The organism is Winogradskyella sp. HaHa_3_26, assembly GCF_019278425.1.
Taxonomy (GTDB): Bacteria; Bacteroidota; Bacteroidia; order Flavobacteriales; family Flavobacteriaceae; genus Winogradskyella; species Winogradskyella undariae.
In genome coordinates this window covers 2,824,380-2,851,190 of sequence record NZ_CP058981.1, presented here as the reverse complement: position 1 = coordinate 2,851,190, position 26,811 = coordinate 2,824,380, and the positions used below count along the sequence as shown (strand labels likewise).

The following is a 26,811-nucleotide window of genomic DNA, read 5'->3' as shown; positions in this document are numbered from 1 at the left end:
CAAAAAAGCACCTACATTTCTGTAAGTGCTTTTTAAAATTAAAATTTTTATAAATTAATTTACATCAGGAAGGTTATTATAAGCCTTACTGTAGTTTAACATTTGTTCTGTAAATGTTTTTGGCTGTGTTACTTTAATTGCAGTAATTTCACCAGCATCATTTGTATCAGGAACTAAAACAGGGTTTACAAAACCACTATAAGGTGGTGAAGGAAATTGTTTATTACGTTCTAAAACCTCAGCATGTAAAGCTTGATCTACTTTTACACCATAACCTTCTACTAAAGCTTCAACAGCTGCAAAATCACCTTCAGATTTAATACGTTGTGTTTCTCTTAATAATTGACCAAAAAGCTCATGTAACTTTTTATAATCATTAATGTTATAATACGTTTTTCCGTCTCTTGTAATTTTTTCAATGACGTTATCTGCTTTTCCTTTTTCAAAAACCCAAGCCGATACCCATTGTCTATTTCTCATGTGAGCTTCCTCAACATCATCACCAAGATTTAAACGAATCAATTGCGTCATTAAACCATTTCTGATGTAACCATCATAAGCAGCTTTTCCTACTTTTTCCCAATCTTCAACTAATCCTAATTCTTGTAATTTAGAATCGTATAAATAATATAAACCAACTAAATCTGCACGTCCTTCTTCTAAAGTCGAAGCATAATTTTTAAGCGTTTCTTTAGTTTCACCTACTCCAGGATTTAATTGCCCTGATGCATGCCCAATTACTTCGTGTAATGCGGTGTGTAATTTGTCTGCTAATTGTCCGTATTCTTCTTCTAAAAGAATTTCCTCTTCATCATTCGCAAATTCTTCTAAACGACCAGTACCTCCTGCATTATTGTATGCATTGATAATGTTTCCTAAAGACACCGATTTACTTCCTACTGCAGCTCTAATCCAGTTAGCATTTGGTAAATTAACGCCAATTGGTGTGCTTGGAGAAGAATCACCTGCTTCACCAGCAACGTTTACAACTTTGTAAGTTACACCGACTACATTTTTCTTTTTATGCTCGTCCATTAAAGGCGAATTATCTTCAAACCACTGTGCGTTTCCAGAAACAACAGCCATTTTCTTAGACATATCAAAATCATTAATCTGAACTACTGTTTCGTAAGATCCTCTGTAACCCAATGGATCGTTATACACTTCAATAAAACTATTAATATAATCTACATTACCTTCTGTTGCAGCTGTCCAAGCTACATTATAATCATCCCAAGTTTGTAAATCTCCTGTTTTGTAATATTCAATTAATAACCCTAAAGCATTTCCTTGTGCTTCATTTTCTGCAACACCTTGTGCTTTTTCTAACCACTTTACAATTTCATCTATAGCAGATCCGTATAACCCACCTGATTTATAAACACGTTCTACTAAAACTCCATCTTCTTTTACCAATTGAGAATTTAAACCATAAGATAATGGCTTCTTTGGATCTGGAGAAACTTTAGTTTTGTAGAAATTTGCAACATCTTCGTTTGTTACATCTGGTCCGTATAAATTAACAGCAGATTCTAATACATTATCTACACCTTTAGCTTGGTTTACTTTCTTAGCATCCTTATCATTAAATAACACATCAAACGCTTCACCTTCTAAAGTAGTATTGGTTGCTGTTAATAATTCATTTAAATAATCTTTATCAAAACCAGGTTTTAATTTGGCATTAGAATAATGATGATGAATACCATTACTAAACCAAACACGTTTTAAATAACTTTCAAAACTAGACCAGTTCTCTGTTGTTTTATCACCATCAAACGTAGTATATACATTTTCTAATGCATGTCTAATTTTAAGATTATGTCTATAATTCTGATCCCAAATAATATCACGACCTGCAAGACCTGCTTCTGTTAAGTAATACACTAATTTTTGCTCTTTCAAGCTTAAATTTTCCCATCCCGGAATTTGATATCTTAAAATTTTAATATCTGCAAATTCCTCTACATTGACATCAAAACCTGTTTCAACGGCCTCAACAGTTTCAACGACTTCTTTTGGCTCCTCTTTTACTTCTTCCTTACATGCTACTATAAACAATGCTAAAAGAGAAATTTTAAATAATGATTTTAATTTCATTTGATTATTTTTTTGTTATTCACAAATGTAATACTTATATCACATATCATAAAATCACTATCTTTGAAAAACCACTAAATACATCCCCTAAAATGAAAGCTTTAAAAAACGTCTTATTGCTAGTGTTAATACTTGTTATTGGCTTTTCAATCTATATTGCAGTACAACCAAATTCTTTTGATTTAACACGTAAAAGAACGATAAAAGCACCTCAATCTGTTGTTTACAATAATGTGATTGATTTTAAAAATTGGGAGTCTTGGAGTCCATGGACAGAGGCAAAACCAGAGATAAATATTACATTAAGTGATAAAACAGAAGGTATTGGTGGATCTTACAGCTGGAATGATAATGAAGAACTTGGAAATATAACGACAACAGCTACTATTCCTAAAACATCTATTACACAAGAAATGCAATTTGGTGATTTTCCAAAATCTGAAGTTAATTGGACATTTGAATCTAACAATGATGGCTCTACCGATGTCACCTGGTCTATTACTGGCAAAAATTTACCTTTTGCTTTTAAGATGTATGCTGCTTTTTCAGGTGGAATGGAAAAACAAATTGGACCAGATTACGAAAGAGGTTTAGAAAAACTAGATAGCGTAGTACAAGCCCAAATGAAAGTTTATAGTATTAATATTGAAGGTGTAACTCAGCATAGTGGTGGTTATTACTTATATAATACGATTTCTTGTAAATTCAACGATTTTAAAGATAGTATGAAAACTGCTCTAGGTCAAGTTGGTTCTTATGCTATAACACACAATATCACTATGGCAGGAAAACCATTTGTTTTATATCATAAATGGGATGAAGAAAATGATGCTGTTATTTTTTCAGCGGCAATACCTACAAATTCTCGTATTATTTCTGAAGAACCACATGTATTAACAGGGCAATTAGAATCTTTTAGAACTGTAAAAACAGTTTTAAAAGGAAATTACACAAATTTGAAAGAAGCTTGGGATAAGACCATGGATTACATTGCTTTTAATAATTTAGAAATGATTGAAAGTGGCCCAATGATTGAGACCTATTTAACAGATCCTAAAACCGAACCAAACCCTGCTAATTGGGTTACTGAAATTTATATCGCTATAAAATAAGTGAAGACTGAAAGTTTTCAATAAAAGCAAAAACAAAAAATAAATTTTAAGCTTTATTTTTACAACAAAAAAGCAAGAGAACAAATAACAAAAACTCGAATTTTGAACAGAATAAATCAAAAATTAAAAGAAGACCATAAATTATTATCCATATATTTCACTGCTGGTTACCCAAATATTAATGATACGGTTACTATAATAGAAAATCTTGAAAAAAGCGGCATAGATATGTTAGAAATAGGATTGCCTTTCAGCGATCCATTAGCAGACGGACCAACAATACAAGCTAGTTCTACAAAAGCTTTAAATAACGGAATGACAACTGCATTGTTATTTGAACAATTAAAAGATATTCGTAAAACAGTTTCTATCCCTCTAATCATTATGGGATATTTTAATCCTATGTTACAATATGGTATTGAAGCCTTTTGTAAAAAATGTGAAGAAATAGGAATCGACGGACTGATTATTCCAGATTTACCTGTTGATGTTTATAATGAAGAGTATAAATCTATTTTTGAAAAACATGGTTTAGCTAATGTGCTTTTAATTACACCTCAAACATCAGATGAACGTATTCGCTTTATAGATTCGGTTTCTAATGGTTTTATTTACATGGTAAGTTCTGCTAGCGTAACAGGAGGCAATTCTGGTTTTGGTAATACGCAAACAGATTACTTTAAACGTATTGCAGATCTAAAATTAAAAAATCCTCAAATTGTTGGTTTTGGTATCTCGGACAATGAAACTTTTACACAAGCTACAGAACATGCAAAAGGTGCTATTATAGGAAGTGCTTTTATAAAACACTTAACTAAAAACGGAGCGACTAATTTTGATGCTTTTGTATCTTCAATTAAAACTAAATCTTAAAACACTTTAACGTTTTAGCTCTAGGTTTTATGAAAGCCTTATGATAGAAAACACCCCTAATTTGTTATATTGAAGTGAACAAAAAAACAAATTATGGGAATTATAAAAGACGAAAAAAAGTTTAGAAGAAAAACGAAACAAACAAATCCTACAAATCTCACGGGAAATATAAATCAGAAAACTAATACTTTTGATATTAACCCAAACACAATAAAAGAGCAACAAACAAAAAAGTAGTTGCTGAAACATAAAAATTATAAAGTCTATTCTTATCTTTGAATAGACTTTTTTTATACTATGAATTTTCTCAACGATTGGCGATTAATAATTTTACTTTGCCTTACTCTAGGACTTGCACCCTTTTTCCCTGAACCTCATCTTCTTGGAAAAATACGCTGGATTGCAGGTGGAGCAAATGGCATGACTATTAAAGATTATTTTGATGTCTTATTTCATGGATTCCCATTTATATTATTGATCCGATTTGTCATTTTAAAAATCACTACAAAAGATTCTAAAGTTGACAATTCGTCAAAATAAAAGATTACTTAAAAGCAACTAAAATTATGTCATTAAATATTGTTTTAATAGAGCCTGAAATCCCAAACAATACAGGTAACATAGGCCGTTTGGCACTCGCTAGTGGTTCTGTTCTACATTTAGTAAAACCTTTTGGATTCGAAATTGACGATAAACGTCTAAAACGTGCAGGCCTAGATTACTGGCAACATTTAGAAGTTATTTATTACGATAACATTGAAGAATTCTTCGCTAAAAACAATGTTGAAAAAATGGTTTTCTTATCTAGTCATGGTACTAAAGATCATTGGGATATTGAATTTAAAGATGATATGTTCTTAGTCTTCGGAAAAGAATCTGTTGGCTTACCAAAACCACTTATCGAACAACACAAATCTCAACTCTTCAAAATACCGCTTTATAGTGATTCTATTAGAAGTCTAAATTTAGCAAACTCAGTAGGTATTGTTGTTTATGAAGGCTTACGAAAAATAAAATAATTAAGGCTTATTTGATGATCTTAATATTTGTGCCGTTTTTTGATGTTTCTTAATCTATAAAAAAAGGATATCAATTATGAATGACAAAGAAGCTAAATATAAAATTAGAATAAAATCTAATTGTAGTATTAATTTAGTTTTTAATTAAAAAAACTAATCTTTCTTATTCTTCTTTAAATAATTTAAATACATCTGTTCAACCTTAGTTCTAGCCCAAGGTGTACGTCTTAAAAACTTTAAGCTAGATTTTATAGAAGGATTATCTGTAAAGCAACGAATCTTAATTTGATAACCCATATATTCCCAACCATAATGAGCTTCTAAATCAGTTATAATTTGCTCTAGTTTTACGCCGTGAAGTGGATTATTGGGTTGTGTAGACAAACTATTGATTTTTAACTAATTCTTTAATCTTTATGGCTTTTTCAAAATGATCTAACTGATGTGTTTTTATCCACCAAGTTGCTGCTTCCATCAATAATGCTGGATTATCATTTTTATTTTTAAAAAATGCGTAAAAGGAAACACCTACGTGGGTTCCCTTTTGTGCTATTTTTTTATCACAGACTTCTAGTATGGTCTTTTTTAAATCAGCAGTCATAGCTTATCGTCTACTATCGTTACTTCGACTACGGCTTCTATTTTTATTTCGATCTGAATTTGAATTTTTAGACTTTCCTGAAGAGTTTCTTGAGTTTGAACTTCTTCTACGTCCCTGATTTCTATTTTGACCTGGTTTTATAGGTTCTGTTGAAGCATTCGGATCGGGTTCAAAACCTTCTACAATTTCAACCTCAATAGATTCTCCTATTAATTTTTCAATACCTTTCAAAAAAGATGTCTCATCAGCACTCACTAATGAAATCGCTTGTCCTTCTGCTCCTGCTCTACCTGTCCTTCCTATTCTATGAACATAATCTTCAGCAATATTTGGTAACTCATAATTAATTACGTGTGGCAACAAAGGGATATCTAAACCTCTAGCAGCAATATCAGTAGCAACTAAAACTCTAATAGAACCATTTTTAAATCCGGTTAAAGCCTTTGTTCTAGCACCTTGACTTTTATTTCCATGAATTGCGGCAGCAGTAATCCCTGCACTAATCATTTTTTTACAAAGGTTATTAGCACCATGTTTAGTTCTCGTAAACACTAAAACTTGTTTCCAATCCCCTTCAGAAATCAACTTAATAATAAGTCCGGTTTTCTTCCCTTTAGCAACTCTATATACTTTTTGCTCAATAACCTCTACAGCTGTATTTTCTGGCGTAGCCTCAACTTGAACAGGATTATTAAGAATAGAATAGGCTAATTTTTTAATATCCTTAGAGAACGTTGCCGAGAACATAAGGTTTTGTCTCTTTTTAGGTATTAGTTTCATTACGCGTTCTATATCACGTAAAAAACCCATATCTAACATACGGTCTGCTTCATCTAAAACAAATATTTCAACATGTTTTAATGATAATAAACCTTGGTTTTCTAAATCTAATAAACGTCCTGGAGTTGCCACCAAAACATCAATACCCTGACTTAATTTATTAACTTGTGGTTTCTGATTTACACCACCAAATATTACAGTACTTCTAATATTTAGAAACTCGCTATATTCTTTTACATTAGCATGAACTTGTGCTGCTAACTCACGTGTTGGAGTTAAAACCAAAGCTCTAATTGGCCTGTATCGTTGCGCAGAACCATTAGTAGAAAGATTATGAAGTAACGGTAAAGTAAAACCTGCTGTTTTTCCTGTTCCGGTTTGTGCTGAAGCTAAAACATCTTTTCCTTCTAATACTAGAGGAATTGCTTTTGCTTGAATAGGTGAAGGTGTTTCGTATCCTTTTTTTTGGATAGCTTTTAGTATAGGCTCAGAAAGGCCCAATGATTTAAATGACATAAATAGTGTTTATGAAGCAAACTCTATTTATTTAGGTCACTCCTTTAATTTGGTGCGAAGTTACAGTTATTTTGTCCTAACTCGACTAAATACACCATTTTATTACAAATACTAGGATTTACGCCATTGTTTAAATTTAATAAAAGGATTTGTCTTATGGTTTTTAAAAGCATGAATAGCGCTGCTAATAGTTAAAATCGCTGCACTCACAAAAGCAACATACGTAATAGTCTCTACTGTTAATTTATTAGCATTCCCTATGCCTATTAATGCCCAAGCACCAACTAAAGCAAACTCTCTCATATTTCGTTTCCAAGTTACTAGCAAATTAACAACTACAGCTATAAAAATCATTACAATTGTCCAAGTTATATGAGCGTACCCTAAACCACTCCAATCTATTTTTATTAAATAAGTAGAAACATTAGCAATACTTGCCACAGTAACCCAACCTGAATAAATAATAAACGGCCACCAAACAAAAGCAATGATAGGAAACGGTTCATCATCTAATTCCATTCTATTATTCATTACAATTTTTAATAGCGAAAAGAGCAATAAAAAAATAAAGATACAAGACACACCTGTGTATTCATAAATCCAAGCAAATACCCAAAGTGAATTAAAAAGACAAGACCATATAAACCACCATCCTGTTTTTAACACAAAATCATCGTTCTTAACTTTCACAAATAAACTTCTACCTTGATAAATAGCAAAACCTAGAAGTAACAGATAAATTATTCCCCAAATAGCAAATGTATAACCTGCAGGTGTAAATAATGATTTATAGCTATTAGAAACTTCACCTATTGTAGTGTTATTTAATAGCCCTGTATTAGACAGGTAATTAATAACTATTGTTGCAACTAGAGCAATACCATTACCTATTTGTAAAACTTTTTTCATTATACTTATATTTTAAATTGAAATAAAAAACATTCATTATATCAGCTTTTATATGCTTTGATTCTGAATGCATTTATCATTTTATTTTGCGTTTGGCCTAAAGAATTAATTAGTCTCCATAAAGTTAATTTTGTATGTTTAACTGTGAGATAAAACTAGTACATAAATCTAAAGAAATATCATGAAAACCTTAATCTATATCATCCTATTATTACCGCTATACATTATAGCCCAAGAACAAACTAGTTCAGAAAAATTCTGGAAACAACTAGAAATACATTGTGGAAAAGCATACCAAGGTAAAATTACGGCAGGCGGTGCTGAAGGTGACGGTTTTACAGGTGAAAAATTAGTGATGCATGTGCGATCTTGCGAAACCAATACAATTAGAATTCCTTTTTTTGTAGGTGAAAATAAATCGCGAACCTGGGTTTTACAAATGAATGCAGATAAGATAATGAGCTTAAAACACGATCATCGTCATGAAGATGGTTCTGAAGAAAAACTAACTCAATATGGTGGCACAAGTGCAAATGAAGGACTACCAAATCTTCAAATGTTTCCTGCTGATCAACATACTTCAACTATTTTACCAGCAGCGTCAACAAATATTTGGTGGTTTACTATAGATGAAACAAGCCTAACGTACAACCTTCGTCGCATAGGATCTGACCGATTATTTACAGTTCAATTTGATTTAACTAAAACAATTGAAACACCAAGCGCTCCTTGGGGAAGTGAGGATTAGATTATAGTACTTTACTTTTAATTTTATGCTCTAAGATATTTCAACTAACTTTCAATCATTATTATCAAGAGTTACCAAAAGTGATGTTTTATTATAAATATCCCCCTTTTAATTAGAATAGTATAATTCATATCAACTAGATAAATATTATTATGGCTAAAAATCATTTTAAATTCATTGCAATAGGATCACTATTAGTAATCTTTTCTGCTTGCAAAAACAATGTTGCTAGCTCAGAAACTACATCCGAAGATGAAGTTGTTATAACGGTTAAAAGTGATAACTTTTTAAATGAAGGATTAGCAGAACCTATTACAATTGAAAGCAGAGAACTCTCTGACGGCACTACTGCTGATTGTTACAAAATTGTTGTGACTTCAGTACCTACAGATCATGACATGGGACCTTGGTGTCCAGATAATATATCAGATGATGCTTCTGCTGGTGGTATTTGGTTAAATGATGGAAAGGTTTATGATGTAGATGGTGATTTTGTTAAAAACTTAGCTACTTTTTATGACGATGATACTTGGATGTTATACGACCAAGAAACTGGTAAAATCACAAAAACACAGACTAAGCAAGAATGCGAAGATGCTGCAAACCCCAATGTTGGAGAAGAATATCAAAATTTCTGTGTAGAATGTTTACCTTCTTACGTTACTGGAATAACACACACTTATTATATTCCTGTAACTCCTAAAAAAGCAAAATCTGCTTATAGTTTTTCTAGAGGTCCTCAAGGAAGAGGTCCAGGAGGACCACCACCAGGACATGAAAGACCTGAAAATGGAGAAAAACCAGAAAGACCAGAAGGACATGCTGGTCCACCACAGAACAACTCAACAATGCCATCTAATAGAGGCTTAGCATTTAACGGTGTTATTTTTAATGCACCAGCTCCTGTAGATAACATTTTAAGCGCCTACACTTTAGCACCTTTTGATGATGCCGGTGGACATATAAATTTAAATGAAGGCTACCATTACCATGCTGCCACAGGTATTTCTACAAAAATTAAACAAGAAGATAAGCACGCAGCAATGATTGGCTATGCTTTTGATGGTTATGGTATTTTTGAAAACACAGATGCAAATGGTAATGAAGAAACAGAGTTAGATGAATCTAGAGGACATTACGATAGTATAAGAGGTTATCATTACCACGTAGATAAAGCTGGAAATAATAATTTTATAGACGGCTTACGTGGTGAATATGCTTTATAAAAAAACTTTATTAAACATATTATTTTTTTGTTGGATGTTAGTGAGCAATTTTATTTTTGCTCACAGTCCTGATTTTTCTAATATTATTATTTCTAAAACGGAAAGTGGACAAATCATTTTACAAGTCAACACCTCACTAACCGCTTTTCAACAGGAAGTAAATTACGTTAACGGAGAAGGTGCTTACAAAAGCCCTGAAGAATTTCAAAAATTGGTGCTTAACCATTTTTATAATAATTTTTCAATTGTTATAAATAATAAAGACACTTTACAGTTTAAGAACCCAAAAGTCTATTTAGGTCATGAAACTAAATTAATCGCTGAAATAATTGGACTACCAAAAACCATTAGTTCCATTTATATTAATAATAACTTATTTAAAGATATACACCGAAGTGAATCAATCGTTATATTCTTATTAGAAGGTTTCCCTAAAGAAAAACACACCCTAAACCGTTCTAATAATTACGAATTAAATATTAGTTTGAAAAATGAGAGCTGGGAAAATATGACGATTGGTGATACGCCCCCTAATTTATCATATCTCTTATATCTCTGTATTTTAATTATAATAGTCTTAATCTTCTTTTTTATTCGAAAAAAATTCAACTAACAACAGTCCTTTCCTAATACATTTAAATAACCTAAGCCATTCTTAGATCTAAACTTTTATCTTTACTTATAAATTACTCACATACTTTAATTTACAAAAACACAGTATTCACGGGAATTAATAGACCTTAATTCATCTTCAAAAATATTATTTAGATTTATTATAAATAATTTGGTTAATAAATATTACATAAATACATTTGCCAAAATTAACTATTTATATTAAGTCTAAATAAAGCGTAAGATGAAAAATATTTTATCCAGTTTAATACTCATTATATTATTTACACAACTAGGTTTTGCTCAAAACGCAAGCCTATCTGGTACAGTTACGGATAATAACAAAACCTCACTGATTGGTGTAAACTTATTAATTAAAAATACCACAAAAGGAATACAAACTAACGAGAATGGAACATTTGAAATAACAAATATTGAAAATGGAGATTACACACTTTCAGTTTCATACATTGGATTTAAAACAAAGGAGATTGAATTTTCAATTTCTAATAACGAAAACTTAACGCTAGATAACATCATTCTTTATGAGGGAAATGAAATTTTAGAGGAAGTTGTTTTAGATGTGAATCGAAAAAATAAATTTTCACGAAAAACAAGTGCCTATGTTTCTAAAATGCCTTTAAAAAATATTGAAAACTCTCAGGTTTACAATACAATTACCAATCAATTATTAATATCTCAATCCGTTAATACTTTTGAAGACGCCTTAAAAAATGCGGCAGGTATCACTAAACTATGGTCATCTACAGGAAGAAGTGGTGATGGTGCTGGTTATTATTCTAGTCGTGGTTTTGCAGTACAACCACAATTAGTCAATGGTGTTGCGGGTATTACAAACGGATTCATTACCCCTTCAAACGTAGAACGTGTAGAGGTTATTAAAGGACCTTCTGGTACATTGTTTGGTAGTTCTGTAACTTCTTATGGTGGTTTAATAAACATCATTACAAAAAAACCTCATAGCGGAACAGGTGGAGAAATAACAGTTGCTGGTGGTTCTAACGATTTTGCAAAATTTAATGCAGATATTAATGTTAGTCCTACTGATAAATTATCTTTTCGTATCAATACAGGTTTTCAGCAAGAACATAGCTTTCAGGATGCTGGCTTAAAAAAATCAGTATTTATAGCCCCTTCAATTTCTTACAAAGTTAACAATGACCTTACGCTTAACTTTTCTTATGAAGCATCAGATAATGAACAAACTAACGAAACTTTCTTATTCTTAAACCGTTATGCTCCGTTAGCGTTTAATTCTATTGAAGAGTTAGATTATAACACAGACTTATCTTTTACAAGTAATGATGTTACTATTAATAACATTACACAAAACTATCGTGGAGAGGTTGCTTGGAAAATTTCAGACCAATGGTCTTCTCAAACCTTAATCTCAGGTGGCTTAGCAAAATCATTAGGGTATTATACTTATTTATGGAATGGCTCTGATGCACTTTTTAATTTATATGCTCAGGATACGGACTCGAGAACTAAAACAATTAATCTTCAACAAAATTTTACAGGTACTTTTAAAATTGGTGATTTAGAAAATAAATTATTAGTTGGTGCTGATTATTTAGATTATAACATTATTGACAATAGCTCTAATTGGGGTTATTTACACACTATAAATATTGATGGAGATTTAGTTTATGGTGAACCAGAAATTAACGAAGAAAACTTAAGCGCTGCTTTAACAGGATTAGGCTATTTAGATAGTGATATACGTCAAAATGTATTTGGAGCATATGTTTCTGATGTTATTAATATTCTACCTTCTTTATCTGTAATGGCTAGTGTACGTTACGATAGATTTGATTATCAAGGAGACAGAAATACAAACACTGATGATGACAATGAATATACAGAATCTACATTCTCACCAAAATTTGGAATTGTTTTTCAACCTATTATTGATGAATTATCAATTTTTGCCAACTACCAAAATGGCTTTTCTTACGTCAACCCTGAATATATTACAGATTACGATACTGGAGATGTAACATTACAAGCTTTTGATGTCGAACAAGCCAATCAATTTGAAGTTGGAGCAAAATCGAACCTTTTCAATAATAAATTAGAAGCGACTTTAAGTTATTACAACATTAATGTAGACAACGCATATTATTGGGCAACAAAAACGCAAGATGTAGAAGTTAACAGTCAAGGTGTTGAGCTAGAAGTAAATGCCAACCCAATAACTAACTTAAACATTCACTCTGGGTTTAGTTACAACGATTCTGAAATAACAGATTCACCTAGTGCAACTGAATTGGAAGGAAATCGTTACGGAGAATCTGGTGCAGAGTTCACATACAACTTTTGGGCAGACTATAAATTCTTTAAAAACTTTGGTATAGGAGCTGGGTTTAACGGTCAATCTGAATATGATACTATGACGGATTACAAAGCTGTTACTGGTAGTTTTTATATTCCTGCTTATACCATATTTAACGCTTCTATTTATTATGAAACGAGTAAGTTTAGAGTTAGTGTAAAAGCAAATAACATTACAGACGAAACTTATTTTTCTGGTTGGAGTACAGTAACACCTCAGCAAAAGCGTGTAATATTAGGTACTTTTTCATATAAATTTTAATTAACTCATACTTAAAGAGCAAGCTTAATTTGTAAGTTTGCTCTTTTTTAATTTAAAAAACAATATGTCCGTAAAAAAAATCATTTTTCAACTACATAAAATTTTAGGTTTAGCAACCGGACTCGTCGTATTTGTTGTTGCTATTACGGGCTGTTCTTGGGCATTTCGAGAAGAAATTGAAGGATTATACGACGATTACAAATATATTGAACCACAGGATGCAGCTATTCTGACGCCCACCGAAGCTAAGGATTATGCTAAAGTGGTTTTTCCTAATAATACGATTCATGGAACAGTTTTCAAAAAAAATAAAGACGCTATAGAAGTCATTTTTTATGATGCTGAACCTGAATTCTATCAAAGTGTATTTCTTAATCCATACAATGGAGAAGTCATACAAGTAGATGACCATCTTACGGGTTTTTTCGCTTTCATTTTAAAAGGTCATACACGTTTATGGTTACCTAAAGAAATAGGCGAACAATTGGTTGCTGCTTCTATCTTAATTTTTATTCTAATTATTATATCTGGGTTTATTATATGGATCCCTAAAAAGCGTAAAAACCTAAAACAACGTTTAAAATTTGATTGGAAAAAGACAACACGATGGAAACGCAAAAACTTCGATTTACACACTGTTATTGGATTCTACATCTGTTCATTAGCTTTGATAGTCGCGTTTACAGGTTCTGTTATTTCTTATAATTGGTTAAAGTATGTTGTATATAAATCTGTTGGTGGAGATAAAGTTCCTGCATTTATTATTCCCGAAAATAAAAGTGAAGCATTAAGTGATAACAGCACGATTCCGATGGATTATCTTATTGTAAAACTTCAAAAAGAATCGCCTGAAGCTGTAGCCTACGAATTACATTATCCTAAAACCGAGGACGAAAGTATCTACGTCGAAGTTTCTAATAGCAAAGGGCTTTATTACGATTCCGATTTTAGATTTTTTGATCAAAATACTTTAGAAGAAATTGAAACACCAGCCATATACGGAAAGTATAAGGATGCTAAATTTGCAGATAAAGTATTACGAATGAATTACGATATTCATATCGGAGCCATTGGTGGTATTGTCGGTAAAATTATAGCCTTTATAATTAGCTTATTAACTGCGACATTACCCGTAACAGGGTTCTTGTTATGGTATGGAAGAAATTATAAAAAGAAGAAAAAATAACTAAAACTGTTTCCTAACTTATTTTAGAGAAGACAACAAACGCTCTACCTCAACAATAGTACTTCCGTATAACTTTTGGTTAGGTTTTGTTAAGCTTTTAGATTCCATAGAAATTTCATTTAACAACGCCTTTCCTTCGGAAGCTTTATTGTTATCTAAATAAAACTTAGCAAGCTCTAAACGTTCTGCATAATTAGAATACGGTCGATCTATGGTTTTTAATTGCACTTCTGCTTCTTCTCTTTTACCCAATTCATTTAAAGCTAAACCATAACAGAACTGTTGCTTTGAACCTTTAAATTCGTGCTTATCCTTTATCAATTCAGCTTGAGTAATTACAGCATTATAATCACTTAATTGAAAATTACACAAGATCAGTTTTTGTCTCGCATATAAAGGATCTTGAACCGTATCTTCTAAAGTTATGTTATAATTAAGAACGGCTTTATCAAAATCTTTATTTGCGTAATAAGCATCTGCTAAATCAATTCTGTTGGTATAGGTGTCAATAAATTTTAGCTTAGCTTCTAGGTCTTTAATCCGTTTTGTAGGATTTAAAACGGTTGTAATTTCCTCTTGTATTTTTTGAGTGTCATTTCTATTATACACCTGAGTGATAATATATATTAATGGCCCCAATATGGGAACAATAAATATAATGAGATACCAATAAAAAGGTTTGTTGTTTTTAAAAGCATGATAGATACAATACGCTTTAAGCGCTAAAAGTAAGAAATAATACATAGCTGCAAAATTAGCTATTTATATTCACTTTATCTGGTAAACACCAACTCATTTTCTGAAGACAACGCATCGCTAAAACCATAATTCTCATAATTAAAAGCTTTAATATCATCTACCGTTTTTACATCTGTATCAATAATATATCTGGTCATTAATCCTCTTGCTAATTTGGCATAAAAAGCAACAATTTTGTATTTATCGTTTTTAAATTCTTTGAAAACAATATTTACAACAGGTACATTTAAAGCTTTAGTGTCAACGGCTTTAAAGTACTCGTTACTTGCTAGGTTTATAAAAAGTTCATCGTCTTCTAATTCTTCATTCAACGCCCTAGTTACCTTCTTTTGCCAGAATTCATACAAATTCTTGTTTTTACCTACAGGCAATTTAGTTCCCATTTCTAATCGGTAAGGTTGCACTAAATCTAAAGGTTTTAAAATTCCATATAAACCTGAAAGAATACGTACAGTATCTTCTACTTTATCTAATTTCTCCGTATCAATTGTATAAGCATCTATTCCTCTGTAAACATCACCACTAAACGCGTAAATAGCTGGTCTGGCATTGTCTTGGGTAAATGGTAATTCCCATTCTTGATTTCGTTCAAAGTTTAACTGCCCTAAGTTATCTGAAATGTGCATCAGCTCTGATAAATCCTTTGCTGATTTCTTTTTCAAGACTTTATTAAGCTGATCTGCTTCTTTTAAAAATTGACCATCCGTCGTTTTGCTAGTTGGCAATTTTGTTTCGTAATCTAAAGATTTTGCTGGTGATAATACTAATTTCATATATAGTGAACTGCAAAAGCAGGTGTTTTATTAATGGTTAAACTATTTTCTTTCTCTATGTAAAAATACAATCTATATGAAAGAATTTCAAATATTACTGAACACTAATCTAGATAACGATATAAGTATTTCCTATCGAAATAATAAAAACATAGAAAACATCAATAACACCAAGGAATGTACTTTTTTATTTTTGAAGAAATAAATTGAAGAAGATCTATTTGAATGATACGCTTCTATCACATTCAAAATAAAATATATAAAAAAAAACAACTCATTTTTTCTATTAAGCTTTAGAAGCTATTGTAGAAAAAATGAGATGCTGATATAAATAAAAGATAAGTTTACCTATGCATCCATATGCCTTGCATAATGGCGCCATTTCTCAATACATAAAGTCATATCTTCAGGAACTTCAGATTCAAACCTCATAAATTCATTTGTGGTTGGATGTACAAAACCTAACGTCTTAGCATGTAGCGCTTGTCTTGGCAAAATTTTAAAACAGTTATCTACAAACTGTTTATATTTTGTAAACGTTGTTCCTTTTAAAATACGTTCACCACCATAACGCGCATCGTTAAATAATGTATGTCCAATATATTTCATGTGCACACGGATTTGGTGTGTACGTCCCGTCTCAAGCTTGCAACTCACTAAAGTAACATAACCTAAACGTTCTATCACCTTATAATGTGTTACAGCATGTTTTCCTTGCTCTTCATCATCGTCTACGAAAACAACGTTTTGTAATCTATTTTTTGGATGGCGACCAATATTACCTTCAATAGTTCCTTCATCTTCTTCCATATTACCCCAAACAATAGCAACATATTCGCGCTCACTTGTTTTCTTAGCAAATTGACTAGAAAGATGTGCCATGGCTTGTTCTGTCTTAGCAACCACTAATAATCCACTGGTATCTTTATCGATTCGGTGTACTAAACCAGGTCTTTCACTTGAGTTATTTGGTAAATTTTCAAAATGAAAAATCAAGGCATTAATTAAAGTCCCAGAGTAATTACCATGACCAGGGTGTACTACCATTCCGGCAGGTTTGTTCACCACTAACAAGTCATCATCTTCATAAACCACATCGATATCAATATCTTCTGCAACCAAAAGATTTTCATGTGGAGGATGCTCAAATTTTACAGTAATAAAATCATTAGGCTTTACTTTGTAATTCGATTTTACGGGAACGTTATTTACAAAAATACTACCGTCTTTCGCGGCAGCTTGAATTTTATTACGTGTTGCGTTTTCAATAAAATTCATTAAGTATTTATCGATACGAAGTGGTTGTTGACCAGCAACAACTTTAAAAGCATGATGCTCGTATAATTCGTTTTCTGCATCGTCTGAAATTTCAGGAATATTTGGCATTATATAAATTTAAAGTTTACCGTTACCCACTACTAAGTCAATCTTAGAAGTTAATGGTAATAATGTGCCTGGCTTTAATGTTTCTCCGTCATGTGACATAGAAATAACACCTTCACCAATGGCATCTTTATAGGTTATTTTTCCAATTGTAAACTCTAAGGCTTCTAATTGAGGTTTTGCTTGTCTAAAGGTTCTTTTCAAAATATTTGGCACTTCAACCTTTCTGTAACCAGAAGGATTTAAGATTAAATAAATTTTTCTATTCTCCTTAACATTAGATCCTGCTATTGGATTTTGTTCAATTACAGAATACTTTGGGTATTTTGGATTATAATTTGCAGAATCTTGAATTTCTAAGGCTAAATGATTATCCTTTAACTCGATCCCAACAGTTTCTAGGGATTTACCTTTTAAATCAGGCACAGTTATAAACTCACCATGATTGGTGGTTACACTTAACCATTTCAAGGCTATAAAACACATAACTACAACAGCTATAATAGCTAATGCAATTTGTTTTAAAAAAACTTTACTAGTAAGAAACTTAACAAAACTCATAAGAAAATAATTGTTGGCAAAATTAAGAAATAATAACGACACATATATAAAATACGTACGAACAACTCATTTAGTTTATAAAAAATATATTATACATTTACACTCGGGCTTTTTTAAACTGAAAGATGAAGAAAAATATTGCAATTATAATGGGCGGTTATTCTAGCGAATACAAGATTTCCCTTAAGAGTGGTAACGTGGTTTTTAACACTTTAGACAAAAATAAATATAATGCATACCGCATTCATATCTTTAAAAACAAATGGGTATCTGTGAATGATTTGGATGAAGAATTTCCGGTAGATAAAAATGATTTTTCTGTTTTAGTAAACGATACCAAGATAAAATTTGATTGTGTTTTTAATGCCATTCACGGTTCTCCCGGTGAAGATGGCTATATGCAAGCGTATTTTGAATTACTAAATATGCCACAAACGAGCTGTTCTATGTACCAGGCAGCATTAACGTTTAATAAACGTGATTTATTAGCAACACTTAAACCTTTTGGTATTAAAACAGCTGAAAGTTATTACTTAAATTTTGGTGATATTGTAGATGAAGATGCTATTGTCGCAAAAGTAGGTTTACCCTGTTTTGTAAAAGCAAACAAAGCTGGTAGCAGCTTCGGAATTTCTAAAGTATATAAAAAAGAAGAGCTACAAACTGCCATTGACAACTCATTTAAAGAAGATAATGAAATTATAATAGAACAGTTTTTAGATGGTGTAGAAGTCTCTGTTGGTGTAATTACTTATAAAGGAGAAACTCTCGTTTTACCAATCACCGAAATTGTTTCAGAAAATGATTTCTTCGATTACGAAGCAAAGTATTTAGGTAAATCTCAAGAAATAACACCTGCTCGTATTTCTGATGATTATGCAAGTAAAGTGAATATTGAAGCCAAAAGAATTTATGAAACCTTAAACATGAAAGGTTTTTCTAGAAGTGAATTTATCTTTAAAAATGATGAACCTTATTTATTAGAAGTAAATACAGTTCCTGGTCTTATCAATGAAAGCATTTTACCTCAACAAGCTGCACAAGCCGGAATAAGTATGCAAGATTTATTTGATAGTGCAATTAAAGAAGCTCTGAAATAATAATTATCTTTGAATCTATAACGTCTATTTATTTAACGTAAACCACAAAACATTATCACCGATGAAACGAGCCATATTCCCAGGATCTTTTGACCCGCTTACAAACGGACATTACGACATTATAAAACGTGGTATTAAACTTTTTGATGAAGTTATTGTTGCCATCGGTATTAATTCTGACAAGAATTACATGTTTTCATTAGAAGAAAGAAAACAATTTATTGAGAAATCTTTTGAAGACGAACCTAAAGTAAAAGTAGTTACTTATAAAGGGCTAACTATTGATTTCTGTAGGGAAGTTAATGCCGAATTTATATTAAGAGGTTTACGAAATCCGGCTGATTTTGAATTTGAAAAAGCCATTGCTCATACCAATAGAAAACTCTCTAAAATAGAAACCGTATTCTTATTAACCTCTTCTAAAACTTCTTTTATATCCTCTTCTATTGTACGTGATGTACTTAGAAATAATGGAGATTATACGGTTTTAGTACCAGAAAGTGTTAGAGTTTCTAAAAGCTAAATAATTTAGAGTTTTATATATTTAACCTTCAAACAAATAAACGATGAAAAAGTTAAACATACTCTATTTTATTTTTCCTTTATTTTGTTTTGCTCAACACAGTGATTTCATTCATATTGATCAATTTGGTTACAGAACAAATGCGACTAAAGTTGCTGTTATTAGTAATCCGGAGATTGGTTTTAATAGTGATTTAAATTACACACCAAATAGCACACTTGAAGTTCGAAATGCACTAACAGATAATATTGTTTTTTCAGATACTATTCAACAATGGAATAATGGAAATATACATTCGCAATCTGGTGATATCGGTTGGTGGTTCGATTTTTCATCTGTAATTACCAATGGCAGCTATTATATTTTTGATACTTCTACTAACGAATCTTCAGCAATATTTGAGGTTAATGATACTGTTTATGATAATATTATTAAGACAACCTCTAAAATGTTTTATTATAACAGAGCGGGTATTGAAAAAGCTGAACCTTATGTTTTAGCGCCTTATGTAGATGCTATTTCTTTTACTCAAGATACAGCTGCTCGCGATGTTTATGACCAAAATAATACAGCAACGACAAAAGATATGAGCGGTGGCTGGTTTGATGCAGGCGATTATAATAAATACGTAACCTTCACAGAATCTACAATACATAATTTATTATGGGCTTATACAGAGAATCCCCAAATTTTTGGTGATGATTTTAATATTCCTGAATCGAATAATGGAGTCCCAGACCTTATAGATGAAATAAAATGGGAACTCGACTGGTTACTAAAAATGATAAATACAGATGGTTCTGTACATATAAAAATGGGGAGCAGAAATTATAACGAAAATACGAGCACGCCACCAAGTACAAATGCCGACATTAGATATTATGGTACTACTTGTACTTCCGCAGCCATTTCAACGGCCTCTGTACTCGCACATGCCTCTAAAGTATTAAGTCAATTTCCTAGTTTAACAACTTATGCACAAACTCTAGAAGATCAAGCAATTTTATGTTGGAACTGGTCTTTACCCTATTTAAACACGGACACACTTCAAGAAAACTGTGATGATGGTGCAATTGTTGCTGGTGATGCAGATAAAACTAGAGAAGAACAACGCCAAATGGCTATTACAGCAGCTATATATCTCTATGCTTTAACGGGCAATAACACATACGATCAATATTTAATTGACAATATTGATGACTCAGCTGTTATTGCTGATGGTGCATGGAATAATTATAATATTTCAAATATTGATGCCTTATTACATTACACGACTTTAAATACGGTAAATACGGCTTTAAAAACCACTATTATTAATTCTGCTCAAACGGCTGCTTCTAATAATTATAGCGAGTATTTTCAATTTAACACGTTAGATTTATATAGAGGATTTACTAATGATTGGATCTACCATTGGGGAAGTAACCAAGCAAAAGCTAATACAGGAAATCTTAATTTAATTTTTAAAAAATATAATATTAACACCTCTAGCACTTCAAGCTATAATCTTAAAGCAAAAGAAATGCTTCACTATTTTCATGGTGTTAATCCATTAGATCTTGTTTACCTAAGTAACATGAATAGTTATGGTGCAGAAAATAGTATTAAAGAAATCTACCACACTTGGTTTTATGATGGGTCTCAATGGGATAATGAAGACATTACAGACTATGGACCCGCTCCAGGCTTTTTAGTTGGAGGTGCTAATGGGGATTATACTGCTAATACTAATTTAATTCCGCCTTATAACCAACCTCTTCAAAAAAGTTACTTAGATTTTAATACTGGTTATCCTGACAACTCATGGGAATTTAGTGAACCAGCCATATACTACCAATCGGCTTATATCCGATTATTAGCAGCTGTATCTCGCATGGAAGAAGACGACACCTTAAACAATGATGACTTTACAATATTAGAAAAGACGCTTAAATTGGTACCAAATCCATCTAAAAATACTTTTAAAATTGAAACACCAAATTTTAATTATGCAAACGTAAATATTATTAATTTGAATGGACAAAAAGTATTAGAATTATCAAATTTTGAAACTAGAAAACTTATTGATGTTTCAAATCTGGCTGATGGATTGTATATTGTTTCCTTAGAAGTAAATGGACAGCTTACTAATTTGAAATTTATTAAAAATTAAAAGCACTTTCTTAAGCCTCTATTTTGAATCTTACTCAAAATTAAAAAAAGGATATTCATGTTGTAAATCTTCAATATCAACTTGAAGTTTCTGCAAAAAAACTAGATGAGCTTCAGAGTTGGGATTAAATGGCCGATGTGCTTTTTTAGCTTGAATGGTAGAAATGATTTTTGAGGTTTTCAGAGCCTCATCAGATAACCATACCGTTTTAAATTTCTCCCAGATATAATCTATAGCCAATTGATTTGGGTGAATCATATCAGCATTATAAAACCTGTAATCTCTTAATTCATCCATCATAATTTCATAGGAAGGAAAATAATACAAATGTTGTCTGGGTTCTACAACTTGATTAATCGCCGTGATTAAATGAGATTTACTCAATGTATTTTCTACAAAACCATCTTTAGTATGTCTAACAGGAGATACGGTAAATAAAAACGAAACTTTAGGATTAATACTTTTTACTAAGCTGATAATTCCTTCTAAAGATTCTGAAATTTGATCTACTGAAAGTAATTCTTTTAAAAATTGTTTTTGTGGTAATTTATGGCAATTCGCAACAATTTTATCAGATTCTATATGTCTATAAACCCAACTTGTTCCTAATGTAATTACAATATGTGTTGCATTAAGCAAATCATTACAAGTCTTATCTAGTTGAGAATTTAAAACTTTTAATAATTCTTCTTTTGAGGTTTGATTTAATTTTGAATGCGCATCTAAACAAAACCATTGTTCATTATAAAACTGTAAATCTTCTTCTGTGTAATAATCCTTATTAATTGCTCTTGTTATAAGATTTTCAATCGCTAAAGGATGAAATAATATCCCAAACGGATTAACTACTGTTTGAAATTTATGATACGTAAACTTGTTTCCAATATTCTCAGAAAAACACGAACCAAATAACAGCAATCTAGAGTTATAGTCTATTTGATTGTATTGCTGTGGTTGTAATGGTATTTGTGTTTGTAGTTTCATGTATTCTCAAAAAAGTCGCAGAGACGTAAAGGTTTATCCTATTATTTACTATTCATATTATTGTTACACAGAGATTCGCAGAGTCTCACTGAGTTTCACAGAGAGAGTTGTGATAAAAACATTATCTTCCATTCTATGCTAAACAATATATCCCTCTGTAAATCTCTGTGCTTTTCTCTGTGTATCTCTAAGTAATTTCTATTTTACAAATATCCCTTAGCAGCCTCTAAAGCAGCTTCTATTCCTACTGGATTTTTACCTCCAGCGGTTGCAAAGAAAGGTTGTCCTCCACCTCCACCTTGGATGTGTTTTCCTAATTCTCTTACAATAGTACCCGCATTTAAGTTTTTACTCGCTACCAATTCTTTAGAAATGTAACATGACAGAATTGCTTTCCCATCATTCTCAGCTCCAAATAATAAAAATAAGTTATCAAACTGACTTCCTAATTCAAAACAAACATCTTTAACTCCGGCAGCATCTAAATCTAATTTCTTAGCTAAAAACTGAACACCATTAATTTCGGTTAATTCATTTTTAAGCTCCCCTTTAATATTCTTTGCTTTATCTTTTAAGAATCCTTCAATTTGTTTCTTTAATTCAGCATTTTCATCTTGAAGGCTTACTAAAGCTTTTACAGGTTCTTTTACATTATTTAGCAAGGCTTTCATTTGAAGAAAAGCAGAGTTATTATCGGTATAATAATCTCTAACAGATTTATTTGTTATCGCTTCAATTCGTCTAATTCCTGCTGCAACAGCTCCTTCAGAAACTATTTTAAAGTGCCAGATATCTGCAGTATTCTTTACATGAATTCCTCCACATAATTCCATAGATTTTCCAAAACGAATCGTCCTTACGGTATCTCCATATTTCTCACCAAATAATGCCATTGCACCTTCTTCAATAGCTTTTTCCATAGGAACATTACGTTGCTCTTCTAAAGGAAGCTTTCCTTCTATTCTGGCATTTACAAAATCTTCTATTTCTTGTAATTGCTCTGAAGTTACTTTTGAAAAATGAGAAAAATCAAAGCGTAATGATTTGGGTTTTACTAAGGATCCTTTTTGTTCAACATGCTCTCCTAAAACGGCTCTTAATGCTTGGTGTAATAAGTGTGTTGCAGAGTGATTACTAGAAGACAATGCTCTGTGTTCTGCATTAACTACCGCCTTAAAACCTTCATTAATATGCTTTGGTAAATCTTTAGTTAAATGGATAATAACGTTATTTTCCTTTTTAGTATCTAAAATATAAACCACATCGCCATGTGCATCTTGCAATGCTCCTTGCTCTCCTACTTGACCACCACCTTCAGGATAAAACGGTGTTAAATTAAATACCAACTGGTACATTTCACCATCCTTTTTAGAAGTCACTTTTCGGTATCTCGTAATTTTCACATTAGCCTCTAATGCATCATAACCAATAAATTCTTCAACATCATCTTCTGCTAAAACCGTCCAATCTTCCGTAGAAGTTTCACTTGCAGAACGCGATCTTTTTTTCTGTTTTTCTAATTGTTCCTTAAATCCTTTTTCATCGAGTTTTAAATGCTTTTCAGAAAGAATTAAAGCCGTTAAATCTATAGGGAAACCATAAGTATCATATAATTCAAATGCTTTTTCACCAGAAACAGTATCGCCTTTAGTTTCTTCTACAACTCTATTTAATAAAACTAATCCTTGATCTAAAGTTCTAAGAAAAGAAGCCTCTTCTTCTTTAATTACATTTTCAATTAAAGTTTGTTGTGCTTTTAACTCTGGGAATGCATCTCCCATTTTTTTACTCAATACATCTACTAAACGGTAAATGAAAGGCTCTTTTTTATCTAAGAAAGTAAAACCATATCGTATAGCTCGTCGTAATATTCTACGAATCACATAACCAGCTCCTGTATTACTTGGCAATTGACCATCAGCGATAGAAAACGCTACAGCTCTTACGTGATCTGAAATAACACGAACAGCTACATTTATTTCCTCTTGTTCTTTAGGTAAATTGCTCGATTTCCCTACGTATTTTTTATCTGTAATGGTTTCTATTTCACGAATAATCGGTGTAAAAACATCAGTATCGTAATTAGATTGTACATTTTGTAACACCATACATAAGCGCTCAAACCCCATTCCCGTATCAATATGTTTATTTGGCAATGCTTCTAAAGAACCATTGGCTCTTCTGTTGTATTGCATAAATACCAAATTCCAGATTTCCACAACTTGCGGATGATCCATATTCACCAAAGATTTCCCATCTACTTTTGCTTTTTCTTCAGCAGAACGGATATCGACATGGATTTCACTACAAGGTCCGCATGGTCCTTGATCACCCATTTCCCAGAAATTATCTTTCTTGTTTCCTTTTAAAATACGATCTTCAGAAATAAATTGTTTCCAAAGGTCATAAGCTTCCGTATCCATTTCTAAGTTATCAGCATCATCGCTTCCTTCAAAAACAGTAACGTATAAAATATCTTTGTCTATTCCGTAAACCTCAGTAAGTAACTCCCAAGCCCAAGCAATTGCTTCTTTTTTAAAGTAATCACCAAAACTCCAATTCCCTAACATTTCAAATAAAGTATGGTGATACGTATCATAACCAACCTCTTCTAAATCGTTATGTTTACCCGAAACACGTAAGCATTTCTGAGAATCTGTCATTCTATTTTTCTTAGGTTCTGCATTTCCTAAAAAGTACTCTTTAAAAGGCGCCATCCCAGCATTAACAAACATTAACGTTGGATCATCTTTTAAAACCATTGGTGCAGAAGGAACAACAAGGTGTTGCTTTCCTTCAAAGAAACTTAAAAATTTAGAACGTATATCTTGAGACTTCATATATTGAAATTAGATCTTGTTTTTAATTAATTGTCAAAAATGCAAAACTATTTTTTTATCTTTGGACGTTAGGCTAATTAAAAAGCTTATTTACTGCCTTTATTAGATGCAAAAATAGTATAAATTCAAACATGGCTAAAGTAAAATATTATTATGATTCTGAAACGCTTTCTTATCGTAAAATAAAGCGTAAAAAATCAACAACAGTTAAGTATGTAAGTGTGTTTTTAACTGCTGCTGCGCTCTTTGGATTTCTTTTTGTCCTTATTGCTAGTCAATATATTGAATCGCCAAAAGAACGAGAAATGGCTCGAGAATTGCAAAACATGGAATTGCAATATGAGTTATTAGACAAACGCATGGACGATGCTATTGCCGCATTAGAAAATGTTGAAGAACGCGACAATGCTATTTACAGATTATATTTTGAAGCCAACCCAATACCAACAGAACAAAGACGCGCTGGTTTTGGAGGAATTAATCGTTATAAAAAATATGAAGGCTTTGATAATTCGCAATTAATTGCAGAAAGCAATAAACGACTAGATATTTTAGAAAAAGCAATTGTTGTACAATCTAAATCTTTAGATGAAATAGCGAAACTAGCTGATCATAAAGAAAAATTTCTTGAAGCTATTCCTGCAATTCAACCTATAAATAATGTAAATCTAACACGTATGGCTTCTGGCTATGGTTACAGAACAGATCCATTTACAAAGGTTCGTAAGTTTCATTATGGTATGGATTTTACAGCACCTCGTGGAACACCAATTTATGCTTCGGGAGATGGTGTTATAAAACGTGCGGATAACAGATCTACGGGTTATGGAAATCATATTCGTATTGATCATGGTTATGGTTATGTCTCATTGTATGCCCACATGTACAAATATAATGTTAAGGTAAATCAACGTGTAAAACGAGGAGATTTAATTGGATTTGTTGGTAGTACAGGACGTTCTGAAGCCCCACATTTACATTATGAAGTTTTTAAAGATGGGGAACGCATTAACCCTATTAATTTCTATTACGGTAACTTATCAGCTGAGGAGTATGATATTTTATTGAAGAAAGCATCATTAGAAAATCAATCTCTAGATTAAGATGTATATAGATTTACCAGATAAACTTTATTATAGCATTGGGGAAGTTTCCAAAGCTTTTAATGTAAATCCATCACTAATCCGTTTTTGGGAAAAAGAATTCGATGTTCTAAAACCAAAGAAGAATGCCAAAGGCAATAGAAAATTTACACCTGAAGATATTAAGAATCTTAAATTTATTTATCACCTTGTAAAAGAAAGAGGCTTTACATTAGAAGGTGCAAAAACACACCTTAAAGAAGAAAAAAAACAAGCTCTAGAAAAATTTGAAATCATTGAAAAGCTTGAAAGTATAAAAGCACAATTAAACAAAATAAAAAATCAACTTTAAAAC

General features: G+C 31.7%; 26 protein-coding genes. 15 read left to right on the top strand and 11 right to left on the bottom strand.

What is annotated here, in order from left to right; genetic code table 11:
• Positions 1–54 precede the first annotated feature (54 nt).
• Positions 55–2,100, bottom strand: a complete 2,046-nt coding sequence (locus tag H0I32_RS12285) for a dipeptidyl-peptidase 3 family protein (RefSeq protein WP_179313731.1) — start codon at positions 2,098–2,100, stop codon at positions 55–57.
• A 122-nt stretch (positions 2,101–2,222) separates the two neighbouring features.
• On the opposite strand from H0I32_RS12285, the gene H0I32_RS12280 reads away from it, so the two are divergent.
• From H0I32_RS12280 to H0I32_RS12260, 5 genes are all read left to right on the top strand, one after another.
• Entirely contained in the window at positions 2,223–3,212 is a 990-nt protein-coding gene (locus tag H0I32_RS12280) for an SRPBCC family protein (RefSeq protein ID WP_256928806.1), read from the top strand.
• 102 nt (positions 3,213–3,314) lie between these two features.
• Positions 3,315–4,085: a tryptophan synthase subunit alpha gene (gene trpA / locus H0I32_RS12275; protein ID WP_179313729.1), complete on the top strand. Its 771-nt coding sequence runs from the start codon at positions 3,315–3,317 to the stop codon at positions 4,083–4,085.
• A 93-nt stretch (positions 4,086–4,178) separates the two neighbouring features.
• Positions 4,179–4,322 (top strand): hypothetical protein, encoded by a 144-nt coding sequence (locus H0I32_RS12270; RefSeq protein ID WP_179313728.1) that lies wholly within the window; start codon positions 4,179–4,181, stop codon positions 4,320–4,322.
• Positions 4,323–4,382: 60 nt separating this feature from the next.
• Positions 4,383–4,625: a hypothetical protein gene (locus H0I32_RS12265; protein ID WP_179313727.1), complete on the top strand. Its 243-nt coding sequence runs from the start codon at positions 4,383–4,385 to the stop codon at positions 4,623–4,625.
• A 26-nt stretch (positions 4,626–4,651) separates the two neighbouring features.
• A complete protein-coding gene (locus tag H0I32_RS12260) occupies positions 4,652–5,104 on the top strand; it encodes a tRNA (cytidine(34)-2'-O)-methyltransferase (protein ID WP_179313726.1) in 453 nt (150 codons plus the stop codon).
• A gap of 153 nt (positions 5,105–5,257) precedes the next feature.
• On the opposite strand, the gene H0I32_RS12255 is transcribed toward H0I32_RS12260, so the two are convergent.
• From H0I32_RS12255 to H0I32_RS12240, 4 genes are all read right to left on the bottom strand, one after another.
• Positions 5,258–5,488, bottom strand: coding sequence for a VF530 family DNA-binding protein (locus H0I32_RS12255; RefSeq protein WP_179313725.1), 231 nt, complete (start codon positions 5,486–5,488; stop codon positions 5,258–5,260).
• A gap of 1 nt (position 5,489) precedes the next feature.
• Positions 5,490–5,705 (bottom strand): DUF6500 family protein, encoded by a 216-nt coding sequence (locus H0I32_RS12250; RefSeq protein WP_179313724.1) that lies wholly within the window; start codon positions 5,703–5,705, stop codon positions 5,490–5,492.
• A 3-nt stretch (positions 5,706–5,708) separates the two neighbouring features.
• Entirely contained in the window at positions 5,709–7,001 is a 1,293-nt protein-coding gene (locus H0I32_RS12245; protein ID WP_179313723.1) for a DEAD/DEAH box helicase, read from the bottom strand.
• A 111-nt stretch (positions 7,002–7,112) separates the two neighbouring features.
• Positions 7,113–7,910, bottom strand: coding sequence for a tryptophan-rich sensory protein (locus H0I32_RS12240; RefSeq protein ID WP_179313722.1), 798 nt, complete (start codon positions 7,908–7,910; stop codon positions 7,113–7,115).
• 181 nt (positions 7,911–8,091) lie between these two features.
• Here H0I32_RS12240 and H0I32_RS12235 point away from each other — a divergent pair, with 181 nt between their 5' ends.
• From H0I32_RS12235 to H0I32_RS12215, 5 genes are all read left to right on the top strand, one after another.
• On the top strand, positions 8,092–8,658 hold the full coding sequence (locus H0I32_RS12235; protein WP_173587957.1) for a hypothetical protein: 567 nt from the start codon (positions 8,092–8,094) through the stop codon (positions 8,656–8,658).
• A gap of 152 nt (positions 8,659–8,810) precedes the next feature.
• Positions 8,811–9,884 (top strand): YHYH protein, encoded by a 1,074-nt coding sequence (locus H0I32_RS12230; RefSeq protein ID WP_179313721.1) that lies wholly within the window; start codon positions 8,811–8,813, stop codon positions 9,882–9,884.
• A 40-nt stretch (positions 9,885–9,924) separates the two neighbouring features.
• Positions 9,925–10,497, top strand: coding sequence for a hypothetical protein (locus H0I32_RS12225; RefSeq protein WP_179313720.1), 573 nt, complete (start codon positions 9,925–9,927; stop codon positions 10,495–10,497).
• 243 nt (positions 10,498–10,740) lie between these two features.
• On the top strand, positions 10,741–13,113 hold the full coding sequence (locus H0I32_RS12220; RefSeq protein ID WP_179313719.1) for a TonB-dependent receptor: 2,373 nt from the start codon (positions 10,741–10,743) through the stop codon (positions 13,111–13,113).
• Positions 13,114–13,177: 64 nt separating this feature from the next.
• A complete protein-coding gene (locus H0I32_RS12215; RefSeq protein WP_179313718.1) occupies positions 13,178–14,299 on the top strand; it encodes a PepSY-associated TM helix domain-containing protein in 1,122 nt (373 codons plus the stop codon).
• An 18-nt stretch (positions 14,300–14,317) separates the two neighbouring features.
• Here the strand turns inward: H0I32_RS12215 and H0I32_RS12210 are convergent, their stop codons facing one another.
• The 4 genes from H0I32_RS12210 to H0I32_RS12195 form a co-directional block, all read right to left on the bottom strand.
• A complete protein-coding gene (locus H0I32_RS12210; RefSeq protein ID WP_179313717.1) occupies positions 14,318–15,043 on the bottom strand; it encodes a hypothetical protein in 726 nt (241 codons plus the stop codon).
• Between the two features lie 29 nt (positions 15,044–15,072).
• Positions 15,073–15,831 (bottom strand): peroxide stress protein YaaA, encoded by a 759-nt coding sequence (gene yaaA / locus H0I32_RS12205; RefSeq protein WP_179313716.1) that lies wholly within the window; start codon positions 15,829–15,831, stop codon positions 15,073–15,075.
• A 348-nt stretch (positions 15,832–16,179) separates the two neighbouring features.
• Positions 16,180–17,217 (bottom strand): RluA family pseudouridine synthase, encoded by a 1,038-nt coding sequence (locus H0I32_RS12200; RefSeq protein WP_179313715.1) that lies wholly within the window; start codon positions 17,215–17,217, stop codon positions 16,180–16,182.
• A 9-nt stretch (positions 17,218–17,226) separates the two neighbouring features.
• Positions 17,227–17,775, bottom strand: coding sequence for a PASTA domain-containing protein (locus tag H0I32_RS12195; RefSeq protein WP_179313714.1), 549 nt, complete (start codon positions 17,773–17,775; stop codon positions 17,227–17,229).
• 125 nt (positions 17,776–17,900) lie between these two features.
• Between H0I32_RS12195 and H0I32_RS12190 the strand changes: the two genes are divergently transcribed.
• The 3 genes from H0I32_RS12190 (at position 17,901) to H0I32_RS12180 (ending at position 21,550) form a co-directional block, all read left to right on the top strand.
• Positions 17,901–18,875 (top strand): D-alanine--D-alanine ligase, encoded by a 975-nt coding sequence (locus H0I32_RS12190; protein ID WP_179313713.1) that lies wholly within the window; start codon positions 17,901–17,903, stop codon positions 18,873–18,875.
• A gap of 61 nt (positions 18,876–18,936) precedes the next feature.
• Positions 18,937–19,398 carry a pantetheine-phosphate adenylyltransferase gene (gene coaD, locus H0I32_RS12185; RefSeq protein WP_179313712.1) on the top strand — a complete coding sequence of 154 codons (462 nt, stop codon included), beginning with the start codon at positions 18,937–18,939 and terminating at the stop codon, positions 19,396–19,398.
• 43 nt (positions 19,399–19,441) lie between these two features.
• Positions 19,442–21,550 carry a glycoside hydrolase family 9 protein gene (locus tag H0I32_RS12180; RefSeq protein ID WP_179313711.1) on the top strand — a complete coding sequence of 703 codons (2,109 nt, stop codon included), beginning with the start codon at positions 19,442–19,444 and terminating at the stop codon, positions 21,548–21,550.
• A gap of 30 nt (positions 21,551–21,580) precedes the next feature.
• On the opposite strand, the gene H0I32_RS12175 is transcribed toward H0I32_RS12180, so the two are convergent.
• Complete coding sequence (locus H0I32_RS12175; RefSeq protein WP_173587945.1) at positions 21,581–22,534, bottom strand: GSCFA domain-containing protein; 954 nt, start codon at positions 22,532–22,534, stop codon at positions 21,581–21,583.
• Between the two features lie 203 nt (positions 22,535–22,737).
• Positions 22,738–25,374: an alanine--tRNA ligase gene (gene alaS, locus H0I32_RS12170; protein WP_179313710.1), complete on the bottom strand. Its 2,637-nt coding sequence runs from the start codon at positions 25,372–25,374 to the stop codon at positions 22,738–22,740.
• 131 nt (positions 25,375–25,505) lie between these two features.
• Here alaS and H0I32_RS12165 point away from each other — a divergent pair, with 131 nt between their 5' ends.
• Both H0I32_RS12165 and H0I32_RS12160 read left to right on the top strand, forming a co-directional pair.
• Positions 25,506–26,477, top strand: coding sequence for a M23 family metallopeptidase (locus H0I32_RS12165; RefSeq protein ID WP_173587943.1), 972 nt, complete (start codon positions 25,506–25,508; stop codon positions 26,475–26,477).
• 1 nt (position 26,478) lies between these two features.
• Positions 26,479–26,808: a MerR family transcriptional regulator gene (locus H0I32_RS12160; protein ID WP_173587942.1), complete on the top strand. Its 330-nt coding sequence runs from the start codon at positions 26,479–26,481 to the stop codon at positions 26,806–26,808.
• Positions 26,809–26,811 lie beyond the last annotated feature (3 nt).